Origin of the sequence: Streptomyces sp. NPDC091287, assembly GCF_044768525.1 — a bacterium.
Taxonomy (GTDB): Bacteria; Actinomycetota; Actinomycetes; order Streptomycetales; family Streptomycetaceae; genus Streptomyces.
On the sequence record NZ_JBIVUV010000017.1, the window covers coordinates 102,266 to 117,146 of the forward strand.

Genomic DNA, 14,881 nt, shown 5'->3' on the forward strand with positions numbered 1-14,881 from the left:
ACACGCACTGACGCCCCGAGCGGGGCTGCCCTGTGGAGCTCTCGGGAACCTCTTTGGACAGTACGTGACGCTTCAGACAAGACATGGCCTGAAGAACATGATCGATTCGTGTAGATGGCAGGTAGCTTCGACCGGTCAAAGTGACGTAAAACAACCTTGTTCAATCCCGTACGAGGCCCTGAACTGCGTTTTTATGGTCTGGCGTGAACGGATCAACTTTTGCGAGTCGATAGGTGACTCCGTTATCAAGCTGAGACTTTAGGTGAGGCGAGAGGCCGCGCAAACGGCAGCGAAGTGGACAAAATGGCTGACAGGCAGGGGTGTGGCTGCGGTCACTCTGGGGCAGTTCGGGCAACTGAGGCGTTTACGCTTTCAGTCATGTCGAACGCGATATCCACCCAGCCGGACAGTTACCTGGAGTTTTGGAATGAGTACCATCTGTGCACATTGACCACGCTGCGGCCCAATGGGCGACCGCATGTCGTGCCCGTCGGCGTGACGGTGGATGTCGACGCTGGAGTGGCCCGAGTTATCACCCGCAAATCGAGTCGTAAAGTGGCCAACATTCTCGCGGGTGGGGTCGAAGCCCACGTGGCCCTGTGTCAGGTCGACGGAGGCCGGTGGGCCACCCTCGAAGGGGTGGCGGAGGTGTGTACCGACGAGGCTGTGGTCGAGGACGCGGTTGCCCGTTACGGAAAGCGATATGGCCGTACGCCGGCCCCGGACCCGGAGCGGGTCGTCATCCTGGTCTCGGTCGAACGGGCATTGGGCCAGACCTTGGGCGCCCGACCTCAGCCAGCCCAGGCCGCTGCGTAGCGTCAAGCGGTCCACGGCATAGGCATATGCAGACCCTGAGCGTTACTCAGCCCTGAGTTTTCCTCAGGGGTGGGTGACCGAAGTGGCTCTACGTTTGCGGGTTATGACAACAAGTCACGAATAGACGGACCCCGGCGCGGCACCCTTACCGCCCGCGAAGCCGCACCCGGCGTTGAGCGCGGCTCTGCCGGACGGCACTATCCGTAGCATCGTCGTGCGCCTGGCCGCCCACCTCAACGAGCAGGACGGAAGGCCAGCGCTCGCCCTCGGCATCTTCGAGAGGGTCGGATCGAATTGGCTGTCCGGCTCGTTGCGCGGGGCAATGCCGCAGCACAACGAGCCTTTCCGCCAGCAGCTCGGCCGCGAACACCCGCTGTCGCCTGGTAACCGCGTGCCGCCGAGTCTTCAGGGAACCGGGCTCAGCGGCTTCAGCTGGCACCATCTCCTGTGCGCGCTCAGTGACCTGCACGGGCAACCCCGGCACTTGGTCAAGGAGACGAATCTCTTCTTCGCTACGGACACAGTGCTGGGCATGTTGCCTGAATCGCCGGCCGTCGTCCTTACCCCGGCACTCATCGGGATCGCTTCCTTGTTCGCCCGAGGTCGGCTCTGGGACCGATGGCGCTACGGCGACCGCTACGCGCAGGTTGCCGCGACGGCCCGCGCACCCAGGTGGCGCATGGCCTTCGCCCCGCTCCTTCCGCAGGACGACCCCGACCCGGCCACCGCGTTGGGGCGGCTGATCGTCGTGAACTCGCTGCTGCTCGCCCGCGCCCTCTCCGACGGAGACGAGCCGTCCCGCCGTCCCCGCCTGGTCATCCCGTACGAACAGCACGTCAGCGATCCCGGACGTACAGAAGTGGGCCTCACCCAGTTCCTCGGTATCGGAATGCCGGAACCGGCCGACGAGTCGCCCAATGCTGCTGGCGCCACGACTCCGGCGGACGCCACCTTCGCCACCACCGGACGCAAGGACACCTAGGGCGTGTCGTTTGGATCTTGCCGGGTCGGGCGGTGAGAAATGGAAAATCTCTTCGCTTGAGGTCGTGGCAGAGTCTTCCTATGTCGAACGGCATTTGCTTACCCCGTCTTGCGGACACCCGACCTTGATCTGGCCCTGCGTGTAGCTCGCCAGATGGTGGTCTTCGGTGCCCAGCGTTACTCCGAGGTGTCGGTGGAAGCCGAGGTGCCTACCGTGGCCGAGGTGGGGCGGCTGCGTGACGCTCTTCCGGACGCGTGGTTCACGTGCGAGAACGTGGACGCGCCTGTCGTTCCGCCGCCCGGCATCCCGGACCTGACCTGCTCGGTTCCCGCCTGTGAGCTTCCCGACAACCTGGCCGACACACGAGCGTATCTTCCCTTGACCGCCTCGATGCTTGACCAGCCTCCTGGGAGCATCGAGGATCATTTCGCTGCAGTGATCGGCCCTCACCCGGCTGAGATCCGCTGGTCCTCACTGTCGTGGCCCGAGGCACCCGAACGCGACTTGTATGGCGAGAGCACGCACGCCGAGGTCACGCTGCTACTGAACTGCGATTCTCGTGAACTCGACGCCCGAGCCGACACGCACCTGTTGCTCGTCCACGTTCGGCGCCACGACGGGGATGGCTACGAGGAGCGCTTCGCGGAGTGGCTTGCCGAACAGATCGGACAGAAGGTCATCGGAGCCCCGCAGCACTCATGAGGCCGGCCAGTCTCCTTCTCGCCGTCTGATCGTTGCTCTATACATGTCGTTGACTGCCGCTCAGTGGGCTCGAATTGAGCCGTTGCTCCCGGACCGGACACCGAAACGAGGTGGCCGGTGGAGGGACCACCGTGAAGTGATCGACGCGATCGCCTGGAAGTTCCAGACCGGGGTGCAGTGGGCTCGTTTGCCGGAGAAGTACGGGAACTGGCGGGGCGTCTACAACCGGTTGCGGATGTGGACCATCGACGGCACGTGGGAGCGGGTATTCACTGCGCTGATCGCGCAGGCCGACGCCGAAGGCGACCTCAACTGGGTTGTCTCGGTCGACTCCACCATCGTGCGCGCTCACCAGCACGCGGCAGGGGCACGTAAAAAGGGGCCCAAGTCGGCGAACCTGCAGACCACGCCATCGGCAGGTCCCGCGGCGGACTGACTACGAAGATTCATATCGCGTCCGATGCCCACTGTCGGCCACTGACCTTCCATCTCACCGCCGGGCAGGCCGGTGACGCACCTGCTTTCGCTCACGTCATGGCCAGTCTGCGCGTTCCGCGACGGCGAGGACGGCCCCGCACCAGGCCGGACATGGTCCTGGCCGACAAGGCGTACTCCTCCCGCGCGATCCGCGAGCACCTGCGCAAGCGCGGCATCCGCGCGGTGATCCCCGTTCCCGCAGACCAGCGCGGCCATCGGCTACGTCGCGGGAGCCGGGGCGGCAAGCCGCCCGCGTTCGACCGCGAGGCGTACAAGCAGCGCAACACCGTCGAGCGGTGCATCAACCGCCTCAAGCAGTGGCGCGGCATCGCCACCCGCTACGAGAAAACAGCCGGGATCTACCTGGCAGGACTCCACGTTGCGGGCATCTTCCTCTGGTCCGCCCGATGATCCGAACGAAACGGCCTAGGTCGCCGAATTGGCTTCCGGCGTGGTGGACCTCGTCAGCGCTGCGGTATAGAAGACTGTCGCCCAGGCCCGCCAACAGCTCGACCCCGAAGTGACCGAGACCGTCACCTAGTGGCTAGCTGGTGACGATCAGTACGAGCTGCACGAACCCGTGCTCCGGCCCAGCGACCGCGTCCGCTCCCAACCTGCTCCCCAGCGGACGGCCAAGCCAGCTTACAGGTCGGTAGGGCGATCCCAGTGGCGCAATTTGCTGGTCACCAACGCGGAAATGGCCGAGCTGCTGACCATGCTGCACGCGGGCGGTGCGGTGAACTCCCGGCTCGGCACCAATCTCCTGGTCTGCCCGATGCCCCACGAACGTGGTGGACGACTCCCCTACGACCCGGTCGATCGGCGCTGGCGGGTCAGCCGCGGATACGAGTCCCATCCCGCGTACTGGGTCACCTGGATCGGGCGGCCGTCGCGGCAGCATGGTTCGGAGGGCGGTTGCCCAGCCGGGCCGAAGCCTTGGACGCCACGAAGGGCGCGCGGGCGTACAACAGCGGCTATGCCGTGGGCGACAGCTGTCCTGTGATGGAACCCGGCCTTGGCGACCGGGAGATTCACCACCTGATCGGCACCGTTCAGTTCTGGTGTGGCAATGGCCCTGCGCTGCCTGAAGCCCAGCCCTTGCAGCGGTACTTGTTCGGCGCGGCCTGGAACACTCCGAGCACCGAAGATGCGGTGTCAGCCGTCCGTTCGCGCTACCTGCTGGGTTTCTCACGAGGCGTTGGGGTCCGCTTGGTGCGCGACCCCCAAACCACCGATGCCGCCCGGCTCGGAGCCTGGGAGCTCGCGCCCCTGCTCAATCAGTGGGTCGACGCCGTCAACGAGTCCGCCCGGACCACGCCAAGCGGACTCGACCGGCTGCTGATCAGTTCGCTGGGCTTATAGGCCGATCGCGGACTTCGGCCCCATGTACGAACCCGCGCCCGGGAACCCGTCCCGGCAGAGCTTCACGAACACGTCACTGAAGCCTCGGTCGGGCAGATCGTCCAGCGCCACGAACTCGACGCCTCGGATCGGGCGCGTGTCCGCACCCTCCTTGACCGCTCCGATCTCTCCGCCCACGATGCGGGCCTCGAAGGTGATGTGAACGACGTGAGCACTCGTGTTGTCGCACAAGTACAGCAACCGGCCCACTTCAACCTCGGCGCCGGTCTCCTCCTTCATTTCTCTGATCAGCGCCTCTTCCAGAGCCTCGCCGTCCTCGACCTTGCCGCCGGGCAGGGACCAGGTCCTGGGGCCGTCGGTGTCCTGGTTGAGCACCAGGATCTTGTCGTCCTTGATGACGATGCCCGTCACCCGTGTATGCATCCGCCGACGCTATCGCTCGGGGGACCGGCCCGAAGGGGACACCGATGAAACGGCCGTCAACCTCCGCCGTGCCACCGGTGGTGATCGCCGCCGGGGGATTGGGCACCCGCGTTGGCAGTTGGTCACCGTACCTGCCCAAGGAGCTGCGGCCTGTCGGTGGCCGGCCGGGCCTGGCGCACATGGTGGATGAGGTCGCTGCCATTGGGAGTGATCGCGCCGTGGTAGTCCACCACCCGTACTACACGCCGCTGATCGACTGGACCCGCCAGGTCCTCGCTCCAGGGGCTTTGGCCCGCTACCGGAGCCTCACGAACCAGCTTCCGGCTCAGCCCCGAGCCGCCGACCACCTGCAAGTCGACTTCATCGCCCAACGCGGCCGATACGCCGATGTCACGTCGGTGTTGAACGGTTCCGAACACCTGTGCACCGGGGAGTTCTACGTGGTCTTTGCTGACAACGTGGACCCACCCATACAGCGCTGTTCGTGCTCGTCACAGCGACCCCGTCAGCCATCCCCGCGGTACTGGCCGCACCCTTTGACGCCGGCGCGGCAAGCAGCCACGGAGTGATCCTCTGCACCGGCGAGGGACCAGTGCAGAGGATGATGGGGCTGGTCGAGAAGCCTGACCGAAACGAGACGATCCGGCTGGAGGCGGAGTACGGCAACGCCAATCTCCGGCTTCTTCAAGGCCGGATGAGAGTGACGCCGCGACTGCTGCACTATCTCGTCGCAGCGGCGCGGAGGGCGGCCGACGAGCCCAAGTTTTCCCTGGCGCTGGCCTCCTACGCACGACCCCATCGCCTCGACGTGGTGACCAGTACCCAGCCCTTGACGGACCTTGGCCTTCCGAGTGCCGGGGGAGGGGAACGTAAAACGTCGTGTTTTGCAGACCCGATGCTGCACTAGCTATCGGCAGCCGGTCGTGCTGCCCCGCTGGTGGGGTGACTTCAAGGACACAGGTAGCCGCGATTTTCGCACAGTGTCGTAGGAAACCTTAGCGACACGAAGGTCTGCCCCGTAAGGTCCATTGAGGATCACGCAGACGTACTGATGAGAGACGTGGACGGCATCGAGGCTTGAGTGCCGGGTGCAGTCCACATGGAAGGCGGATGGGTCACATGAGTGCAGGTGGTTCTGCGGTGGACCCCAGACTGGTACGCCTCGCTCAGCAGTCCAGGAACTTCGGTTTCCTCCTGGCTGACCTGCCGCTCCTCGTGGCCTACGGGGCCGCTGCTGAGAGCCACGTCTTCGACGACCCCAATACCTCCTTGATCAAGTCGCGGCAGTTCGGCGAAGCCCTCGCGGAGGAGCTGGTGAGCCGGGGCCGGGTTCGTGTCGAGGGAAGTACTCAGTTCGACCGTCTCAAAGCCTTGGACCGGGAGGGCTACCTCCACGGCGACGTCGGTAACGCCTTCCACGAGGTCCGCACACTCGGCAACGACGCCAATCACAAAGGTCACGACAGCGCCGAAGACGCTTTCCGTGCCTTGCAGACCTGCTTCCGCCTCGGTGTCTGGTACCACCGTCTGCTCACCGGATCCCGGGAGCAGTTCACCTTCGTACCGCCGAGCCCTGACCGAACGCCGGCCGCCAGGAACGCCCGGCTAGCGGACGATATCGCCGCTGCCCGCAAGGCACTCGAAGAGGCCCGGCTGAGCTACCGGGATCAGGCGTCACAGGCGCAGGTCGAGCAGGCTGCGCGAGCCGCTGCCGAGCGCGAGCTCGCCCAGGCCCAGGCCGAGCGCGAGGAGTTGGCCCGCCAGGTCGCCGCTATGCAGGCTCAGCTGGCGGCCATCGAGACGGCGGCCGACCAGGAGCGCGCTCACCGGCACCGCGCCGATGCCACCAGCACAGCCGCAGCCTCGGCTGCGGTGGCAGAGCGCGCTCGCTTGCTTGACAACGCGGAGCAGGCATCCCGAGAGCCCCTGACCGAGGCACAGGTCCGTTTCAAGCTCGACGAGATGCTGGCGCAGGCCGGCTGGTACGTCCAGGACGCCGCATCCGGCCTCAATCTCCACGTACAGGGTGACTGGCGCGGCAGCGGTGTGGCCGTACGTGAGGTGACCACGGCACGGGGCCGAGCCGACTATGCCCTATATGTAGAGGCGAAGCTCGTCGGCGTCATTGAGGCCAAGCGAGAAGGCGCTGACCTCACAGCAGCGGAAACTCAGGTCAATGGGTACGCCGACCATCTCACCGACGCACAGCAGCGCTTGGTCGCCTGGCGCACCCCACTGCCGTTCCGGTACGTGAGTGATGGCGGCGAGACTCGCTTCCGCTCCACTCTCGATCCGGATTCCCGTACGCGCCGGATCTTCTCCTTTCACCAGCCACGTACCCTGGCACGCTGGATGCGCCAAGCCGACGAGGACCCGCAGGCTCCCAGCTACCGCGCTCGGCTGCGGCTTCGGATGCCCGAACTTGATGAGCGCCCCTTGCGCCCCGCTCAGATCACCGCCGTTCAGGGGGTGGAGGACTCTGTTGCTCTCGGCAGGGGCCAGCACGGCATGGGGCAGTCCCGTTCTCTCGTTCAGATGGCCACCGGCGCGGGCAAGACGTTCACAGCGGTCACGTTCTCCTACCGCATGCTCAAGCACGCACGCGCTGAACGGGTGCTCTTCCTCGTCGACCGCAACAACCTGGGCGCACAGGCCTTCGCGGAGTTCGAGAACTTCACTACCCCGGATACCCAACGCAAGTTCGCCGACCTCTTCAACGTGCAGCGGCTGGGTGCGGAAGGGATGCTCGCCTCCTCGAAGGTTGTCATCTCCACCGTGCAGCGCCTCTATATGGAACTCACCGGCCGTAATCTTCCCGACGCGGCCCCTGAGGGTGAGGGCGAAGAAGCGGACCTGCCGTACGACGTGCTTGGCGACATCGAGGTCGGCTATAACGCCACCATCCCCCCCGAAGCCTTCGACCTGATCGTCGTCGACGAGTGCCATCGTTCCATCTACGGCAAGTGGCGCTCGGTCCTGGAGTACTTCGACGCCCCGATCGTCGGTCTCACCGCCACCCCGGTCGCCCAGACCTTCGGCTACTTCAACGGCAACCTGGTCAGCGAGTACACCTACCGGGAGGCGGTCGCTGACGGAGTCAACGTCGACTTTTCCGTGTATGAGATCGAGACGCGGATAACCGGCCAGGGCGGGGTCATCGCGCAGGGCACGGTCCCGGTCCGCGATCGTCGGACCCGTCGTCAGCGGTACGAGGACATCGCCGAGGACATCGAGTACGGCGCGAAGGAGGTCGGCGTCGGCATCATCAGCAAGGACCAGCTGCGTACGGTGATCCAGACCTTCAGGGACCGGCTGTTCACGGAGATCTTCCCGGAACGGGCCAAACGCGATCCGGAATCCGGCGCGCTGCTGTGGGACGAGATGTACGTTCCCAAGACCTTGGTCTTCGCGAAGAACGACAATCACGCCGAAGAGATCGTCGAGGTCATCCGTGACGTCTTCGGCAAGGGCAACGACTTCTGTACCAAGATCACGCATGCGGCAAGGAAGCCGGCTGAACGGCTCGCCGACTTCCGTAACCTCCCCCAGCTCCGTATCGCGGTCACCGTCGACATGATCGCCACCGGCACCGACGTCAAGCCCCTCGAATGCCTGATCTTCCTGCGGGACGTCAAGAGCTGGGCTTACTTCGAGCAGATGAAGGGCCGAGGCGCACGGACGCTCTCCCTCACCGACTTCGAACGGGTGACACCCGGGGTGGGCCCCAAGACCCGCTTCGTCATGGTGGACGCAGTCGGCGTTACACGAAAGCCGAAGGTCGACGCGGCCCCGCTGGAGCGTCACAGCGACAAGCAGATTAGCTTGGAGAAACTGCTCCGCAAGACCGCCGCCCACACGATCGAGGAGGAAGAGGTCTCCACGCTCGCCTCCCGCCTCGCCAAGCTCGACCTTCAGATGACGAGCGAGGAACGCGCCGAGATTGAGCGGATCAGCGGTGGTGTCCCGCTGAAGAAGATCGTCCACGGCATGGTCAAGGCGGTCTCGACCGATGAGCAGATGGAAGCCCGGGAGGCGGCTGAGCGCGTCGGGCGGGACCCCGAACGAGCGGTCCGCGACCTCATCGAGCATGCGCTGAAGCCACTCGCCGCCGCACCGGCACTGCGTACGAGGCTCCTGGAGATGCGCCGCGCCAAGGACATCCTGTACGACGAGAACAGCCGTGACGCGCTGGTCCGGGCGGGCGCGGCCGTTGACGACGAGGAGAGTGCACAGGCCACCGTCCGCGACTGGAAGCAGTACATCGACGACAACCGCGACGAGATCGCGGCCCTGGCTATCGCCTTCGGCGCCGACTCCGACGTCCCGCCCGCCGCCGCCCTGCGCCGCCTCCAGGACGTGGCGCGGAGCGTTGCCCGTCCGCCGCGCTCCTGGACCCCGGACACTCTCTGGAAGGCGTATGAGAACGTCGGCGAGACGCTGGTACACAAGCGCGCCAAGCGCACCGCCGCCGACCTCCTCGCCCTCCTGCGCTACGAACTCGCCGGCGGCGCTGAACGCGGAGCTCCGGCTCCTCGCCCCCACGAAGAGGTTGTACGGGAGCGGTACGCGGCTTGGCTCGCCCGCCAGGAACAGTCCGGTGTCAGCTTCAGTAAGCGCGAGCGATGGTGGCTTGACCACATCGTCGGCGCGACCATCGAGCGTGTACGCTTCGACACCGCCGACCTTGACTACGCCCCGTTCACGACACGCAATGGTACGGACGGATTCCTCGCCGAATTCGGCGCGAATCGGGCGGAAGAAATCATTGACGAACTGGACAAGGAGCTGGGCGCGTGACGGACTCGGGCGCGGGGGAAACGGTGGCGAGCGCGCCGGGTAGCAGGTTGCCGGAAGGATGGGGGCGGGCGGCACTCCGGGAGCTGTGTGAACCAGTTGTCAAGGTTCATCCTGGGGAATTGGGCAAGGAAGCGTTCCGATATGTGGATATCGGATCTATCGCTTCTGGTGAGTTGGTTGTGTCTGCTGCAAAAGAGATCCCGGTCCAGGACGCTCCCAGTCGTGCTCGGCAGCTTATCCAGGTAGGGGACACAGTATTCTCGACGGTTCGCCCATATCTGAAAAAGATCGCCTGGATTCCGGAATTCCTTGATGGTGAAATTGCGTCCACGGGTTTCTGTGTGTTGAGGCCAGGGGAAGCGCTTGAGCCTCGTTTTTTGTTTCACCTAGTAACGTCGAACGGATTTGTTGCGCGCATCGTAGAGAAGCAGCGCGGGGCTAGCTATCCTGCGGTCAGAGAGGTGGATATTTTCGAGGAAGAAGTCGTCGTTCCGCCGCTCTCTGAGCAGCGCCGAATCGTCGCGAAGCTGGACGAACAGCTCGCCCATATTGAGGCTGGAGAGGCAGCTGTTTCCTCGGCCATTGCGTTGAGGCAGTCATTGCGAGATGCCCTCCTCAACTTGTATGTCCTGGGTCGCAATCAGGAGTCGAGCTCTAAGAGCATCCAAGCAATTCGCGCACAATCAAGCAAGAAGATCCCCTATGGCGATCTCCTTCCTTTGCCTCATGGTTGGAAGTGGCGAGTAGCGCAAGAGGTCTGCCCGCTCATTACCTCGGGGTCGACTCCAGAGGCTTCCCTTATGCATAGCGGGTTCGGTGAAATTCCATTTTTGAAGGTTTACAATATCGACAAGCGTAATGGGGTTGATTTTTCGATCCGTCCCACTTTCGTTGATCGAGTAGTTCATGAAGGTAAGCTCAAGAAGTCCAGGGTTGCCCCAGGGGACGTTCTCACCAATATTGTTGGCCCCCCTCTTGGGAAGACTGCCGTAGTTCCGAAAGATCACATCGAGTGGAACATTAATCAGGCGATTGTCGCCTTTCGCGCAGGTCCAGAATTGCTCCCCGAGTGGCTGCGGCTCGTCCTTCTTTCTCCTTATGTGATCGGCTTGCTACTCAAGACGGCTCGCGCGACAGCAGGGCAGTTTAATATTGCGCTGTCCACATGCCGAGAGCTCCCCATCCCTGTCCCCCCTCTTGCTGTGCAACGACAGTTGTGTGAATTTCTAAGTGTCAAATTGGCAGAATTTGATTCCTTGGACCAGGGTGTGGATGAAGTTGCGGAGCAGCCCACCGAGTTGCGCGGCGCTCTCCTTCACGCCGCCTTCACCGGCACGCTCGTCCCTCAGGACCCCGCCGACGAGCCCGCCTCCGCCCTCCTCGACCACATTCGCGTCCAGCGTCAGGCCGCTGTCAAGCCTGCTCGCAAGCGCACTCCGCGTAAGACCACGAGTAAGCCGGCCTCCTCGGGCCAGGAAGAACTCCCCCTGTGAGTACCGCCGTGAGTAACGAAAAGCACACCGCACCGGTATCGGTTGCTTCAGTCTCGGTCCCGACCTCCACCCTCGTCAACCGCCTCTGGTCGTACTGTGAGTTGCTGCGCCACTCCGGCGTCTCGACGCTCGACTATGTTGAGCAGCTCACATACCTCCTCTTCCTGAAAATGGCCGACGAGCGCGCCAAGCGCCCCGCCAAATTCCGCCGCAACGTTCCCGAGGCCCCCCTCGTCCCCGAGGGCCGCGACTGGACGAGCCTGACTACCCGGTCCGCCGAAGCGCTGCTCGATCACTACGAGTTCATCCTCAAGGACCTCGGCCAGCGTGGTGGCACGATGCTCGGCGAGGTCTTCACGAAGGCAAGCAACAAGATCCACGAGCCGGCCATCCTGGAACGCCTGATCAAGGATCTGATCGACCCGTACACCTGGACCACCGAAAACCAGGACCTCAAGGGCGACGCCTACGAAGGTCTCCTTCAGCGTGGTGCGGAGGACCGCAAGACGGGCGCGGGGCAGTACTTCACGCCCCGCCCCCTCATCGACGCTATGGTCGACTGCGTCCAGCCGAAGATCGGCGAGACGATCACCGACCCGGCTTGCGGTACCGGCGGCTTCCTTATCGCAGCGCACGCGCACATCGCTACCCGCTACGAGGACGAGCTGTACGGCGACGAGGGCCGCAAGCTCCAGACCGGGTCGATCACCGGTTACGAACTGGTCCGCGAAACCGCCCGTCTCGCCCTGATGAATATGTTGCTGCACGGCATCGGCACCTCCGAGGCCAAGCCGCTAATCACTATCCAGGACTCGCTGGCCAAGCCGATCCACAAGCACTACGACATCGTGCTCGCCAATCCGCCCTTCGGCGTCGGCTCGGTGACCGGCGAGGCGTACACCGCCCGTACCGATTTCTGGGCGCCCACGACCAACAAGCAGCTCAACTTCGTCCAGCACATCTACAACCTGCTGAAGACCAACGGGCGTGGTGCCCTCGTTCTGCCCGACAACGTCCTCTTCGAGGGTGGCGTGGGTACCACGATCCGCCGCAACCTCCTCGACCTGTGTGACGTGCACACCCTGCTCAGGCTTCCGACCGGCATCTTCTATGCCAACGGCGTCAAGGCCAATGTCCTGTTCTTCGACAAGACCGGCCAGCGCTCCGGAGGCCGCCCCGGAACCCGTCAGCTCTGGGTCTACGACTTCCGCACGGACCAGCGCTTCACCCTCAAGCAGCGACAGCTACGCCGTGAGCACCTTGACGACTTCGTCGCGGCCTATCACTCCGGCGGTTCCGACTTTTCGGCGCGAAAGCCCAGTGAACGGTTCCGTGCGTTCGATTACGATGAGTTGATCGCCCGCGACAAGGTCAATCTGGACTTGACGGTGCTTCAGTCCGCGTCCGCCTCCGGCACGGTCTTCGCGTCCCCCGACGTGATCGCCCAGGAGATCGTGGATGAACTGGAGACGGCTCTGGCCCAGTTCACCGCAGTAGCCCGTGCGCTCAAGCCGAGTGCACAGGCCGTGGACGACAGCATCACCCAAGGCGAAGAAGCACCAGAGCGGTAGGCCGCCGTCACCCGAGCGGTGCGATGGGGCCCATGAGGCTCAAGCCCGCTCGGGGCACGACGGAAGGCAGGGCGAAGCATGACGGTGGGGCGGGGCATCAGCCGGGGAGCGGCGAGGGAGCCGCAGGAAGTCAACTGGACGAGCCGGCGGATAACCGATCGCCTGTGGAAGTTCTACCGGGAGAAGACCAGCACCAAGGCCCTGACTCGTCTCGAGTTCGTCGAGCACATCGCCTACCTGCTCTTCCTCAAGATCGACCATGAGCACACCCTGCGTCCCGGGCGGTTCGCCAAACTGCCTATCGCTCCGGCTGGCACTTGGCCCAAACTCACCGACCTCAACGGCGAGGACCTGCACACCTTCCTCACTCGCCTATTGCGTGAGCTCGGCGCGCCCAACCCGGTCGACCTGCGCAGGGCCACCGCGAGCGTCCTCTTCTGTGACGCCCAGCCCTGGAACATCGACCGGATGTCAGAGCTCAGACGCCTCATCGTCGAGGAGTTCGCCCCGTACCAGTGGACCGCTGTCCCCCAGGGCGCCCTCGGGGAGGCGTTCTCCTCCATGCTCGCCGAGTGTCGCGAGGACTTCCTTACCAAGCGGCAGACCGGGCAGATCCTCACCCCGCCGCCGCTTCTCGCCGTGGTCGCGAAAGCGCTGGCCGTCACGGGCGAGGACAGAGTGATCGACGCGGCCGGCGGCCTCGGTAGCACGCTCATCGCGGCTCACCGGGAGATGGCCGCCTCCGGCACGTACGTCGACTCGACGGCCATCGCGGCCGCCGACATCGACGCCCAGATGTGCCGGTTCGCCACTATGAACATCCTGCTCAACACCGGACGCGTCCTCTCGGACATGCCGCCGGTCTTGCGTGCCGACTCCCTCAAGGCCAAGGGCGTCGCAACCCGCCGGTATCACCGGGACGTGGCTGCGACCGTGGCCATCTGCAACCCCCCGTTCAAGAGCGGCGACATCGTTCCCGACACCGACCAGCGCGACGACTTCTGGGCGCAGAAAGCGGACCTGCCGACCAACTTCCTCCAGCACTTAGCCATCACCCTGCCTCAGGGCGCACGGGCTGCGGTCTTTGTCCCCGACGGTGTCCTCTTCGGCAGTGGTGCCGCCGCCACCGTTCGCGAAGCCCTGCTCAAGAATTGCGACGTCCACACCCTGCTGCGGCTCCCCACTGGCATCTTCCACGGCACCAACTCCAAGTCGAACATTCTCTTCTTCACCAAGTCCGTTCCTCGACCAACCGGCGAGCCTGCCACGCGCGAGCTATGGGTGTATGACGCCAGGACCGACAACCACCACACGGACACCGGCAGACCCCTCACGGAGGACAACTTCGCGGACTTCCTCGCCGCCTACCGGCCCGGCGAGAGCGACCATCGAGGGCGCATCCCGTCCCCGCGCTTCCGCCAGTACCCGGTGGATGAACTTCTGGAGAGGCCGAATGTCAGCCTGGACCTGAAAGCCAATCTCGCCGCGACCCTTGAGGATTTCGGTTCCCCTGGGGAGATCGCCTTGTCCATCGCTGACCACCTCGACGAGGCGGGCAAGCGCTTCCGCGCGGTGGCGGAGAGCCTCGCGTAAGGATGGTCGAGGTTCCGGCCGGGGAACCAGCCGTGCCACTGGGCAGTTCTCTTGCGTAGGGTTGCAGCCGCGCTCTGTGGCGTGGTCGGGGAGAAAGCGTGCCCAAGCCTGATCCGGAAGAGTGCCACCAGGACCGTCGTGCGGGATGCGAGGGGCCGCGGCGGACAGCGACGACGCACAAGGCCCGGGACGACCATCCAGGAGAGCGCGGAACTATGCGAGGCTCTGGTATCCTGCTCCCGAGCGCGACACCTCGGCCGACTCCGCTCGTAGCAGAGCGTGACTGTGCCGAACAGGGGGAGAGGCGGTATCGGAGCGGGCAGCATGCACCACGGGTGAGTCGTGGGGTTGGCTGTCTTGCAGCGGGTGTGCCGGGTGGGCCGTCTCCTGCTGTAGGCACCGGGAGTGCCCCGTAGCCGTGCGGTACGTACCGCACGGCATCGTGGTCGCCGGGGATCGAGGAGGACGGAGCGGGACGCAGCAGGATGTTAATGTCCGCCTCTGTCGCGTTTCCGCAGGTGAGACGCGTCTCCCTTTTGGGTTCGAGTCCCACCCGCCCCACCGAGCGTCCCCAGGCAGAATCGTTCTGACCTGGGGAAACGCGTTTTTTGGGGGAGTTTCGCGTGCAGCGTTCGCTGCACGGAGGTGCAGCGAACGTGGCTCCG

At 64.6% G+C, this 14,881-nt stretch carries 11 protein-coding genes; 10 read left to right on the forward strand and 1 reads right to left on the reverse strand.

The genetic code is table 11. The features are described 5' to 3' along the window. Positions 1 to 378 precede the first annotated feature (378 nt). The 5 genes from ACIQRW_RS27340 to ACIQRW_RS27360 all read left to right on the forward strand — a co-directional run bounded on the left by ACIQRW_RS27340 (position 379) and on the right by ACIQRW_RS27360 (position 4,339). Entirely contained in the window at positions 379 to 816 is a 438-nt protein-coding gene (locus tag ACIQRW_RS27340) for a pyridoxamine 5'-phosphate oxidase family protein (RefSeq protein WP_403764929.1), read from the forward strand. 214 nt (positions 817 to 1,030) lie between these two features. Then, positions 1,031 to 1,798 (forward strand): hypothetical protein, encoded by a 768-nt coding sequence (locus ACIQRW_RS27345; protein ID WP_403764931.1) that lies wholly within the window; start codon positions 1,031 to 1,033, stop codon positions 1,796 to 1,798. A 108-nt stretch (positions 1,799 to 1,906) separates the two neighbouring features. Then, positions 1,907 to 2,500, forward strand: a complete 594-nt coding sequence (locus ACIQRW_RS27350; protein WP_403764932.1) for a hypothetical protein — start codon at positions 1,907 to 1,909, stop codon at positions 2,498 to 2,500. Between the two features lie 43 nt (positions 2,501 to 2,543). Beyond that, a protein-coding gene (locus tag ACIQRW_RS27355; RefSeq protein WP_403764934.1) for an IS5 family transposase occupies positions 2,544 to 3,388 on the forward strand; the annotation gives its coding sequence in 2 pieces (ribosomal slippage) (positions 2,544 to 2,897 and positions 2,900 to 3,388; 843 coding nt in all). Between the two features lie 525 nt (positions 3,389 to 3,913). Next, positions 3,914 to 4,339: a hypothetical protein gene (locus ACIQRW_RS27360; RefSeq protein WP_403764936.1), complete on the forward strand. Its 426-nt coding sequence runs from the start codon at positions 3,914 to 3,916 to the stop codon at positions 4,337 to 4,339. Here ACIQRW_RS27360 and ACIQRW_RS27365 read toward each other — a convergent pair. Further along, positions 4,334 to 4,762, reverse strand: coding sequence for an NUDIX domain-containing protein (locus tag ACIQRW_RS27365; RefSeq protein WP_403764938.1), 429 nt, complete (start codon positions 4,760 to 4,762; stop codon positions 4,334 to 4,336). The genes ACIQRW_RS27360 and ACIQRW_RS27365 overlap by 6 nt on opposite strands. Before the next feature lie 484 nt (positions 4,763 to 5,246). Between ACIQRW_RS27365 and ACIQRW_RS27370 the strand changes: the two genes are divergently transcribed. From ACIQRW_RS27370 to ACIQRW_RS27390, 5 genes are all read left to right on the forward strand, one after another. Beyond that, positions 5,247 to 5,669 carry a hypothetical protein gene (locus ACIQRW_RS27370; protein ID WP_403764940.1) on the forward strand — a complete coding sequence of 141 codons (423 nt, stop codon included), beginning with the start codon at positions 5,247 to 5,249 and terminating at the stop codon, positions 5,667 to 5,669. A 233-nt stretch (positions 5,670 to 5,902) separates the two neighbouring features. Beyond that, complete coding sequence (locus ACIQRW_RS27375; protein ID WP_403764942.1) at positions 5,903 to 9,559, forward strand: DEAD/DEAH box helicase family protein; 3,657 nt, start codon at positions 5,903 to 5,905, stop codon at positions 9,557 to 9,559. Between the two features lie 119 nt (positions 9,560 to 9,678). Next, positions 9,679 to 11,052: a restriction endonuclease subunit S gene (locus tag ACIQRW_RS27380; protein WP_403764943.1), complete on the forward strand. Its 1,374-nt coding sequence runs from the start codon at positions 9,679 to 9,681 to the stop codon at positions 11,050 to 11,052. Between the two features lie 8 nt (positions 11,053 to 11,060). Next, positions 11,061 to 12,623, forward strand: a complete 1,563-nt coding sequence (locus ACIQRW_RS27385) for an N-6 DNA methylase (protein ID WP_403764945.1) — start codon at positions 11,061 to 11,063, stop codon at positions 12,621 to 12,623. Positions 12,624 to 12,707: 84 nt separating this feature from the next. Beyond that, positions 12,708 to 14,216, forward strand: coding sequence for a class I SAM-dependent DNA methyltransferase (locus ACIQRW_RS27390; RefSeq protein ID WP_403764947.1), 1,509 nt, complete (start codon positions 12,708 to 12,710; stop codon positions 14,214 to 14,216). The last annotated feature ends 665 nt before the right edge of the window (positions 14,217 to 14,881 follow it).

What these genes read in the sequence shown, in the direction of transcription:
- ACIQRW_RS27340 (WP_403764929.1), top strand. Translation starts at nt 379, where the DNA reads ATGTCGAACGCGATATCCACCCAGCCGGACAGTTACCTGGAGTTTTGG.
- ACIQRW_RS27365 (WP_403764938.1), bottom strand. Translation starts at nt 4,762, where the DNA reads ATGCATACACGGGTGACGGGCATCGTCATCAAGGACGACAAGATCCTG.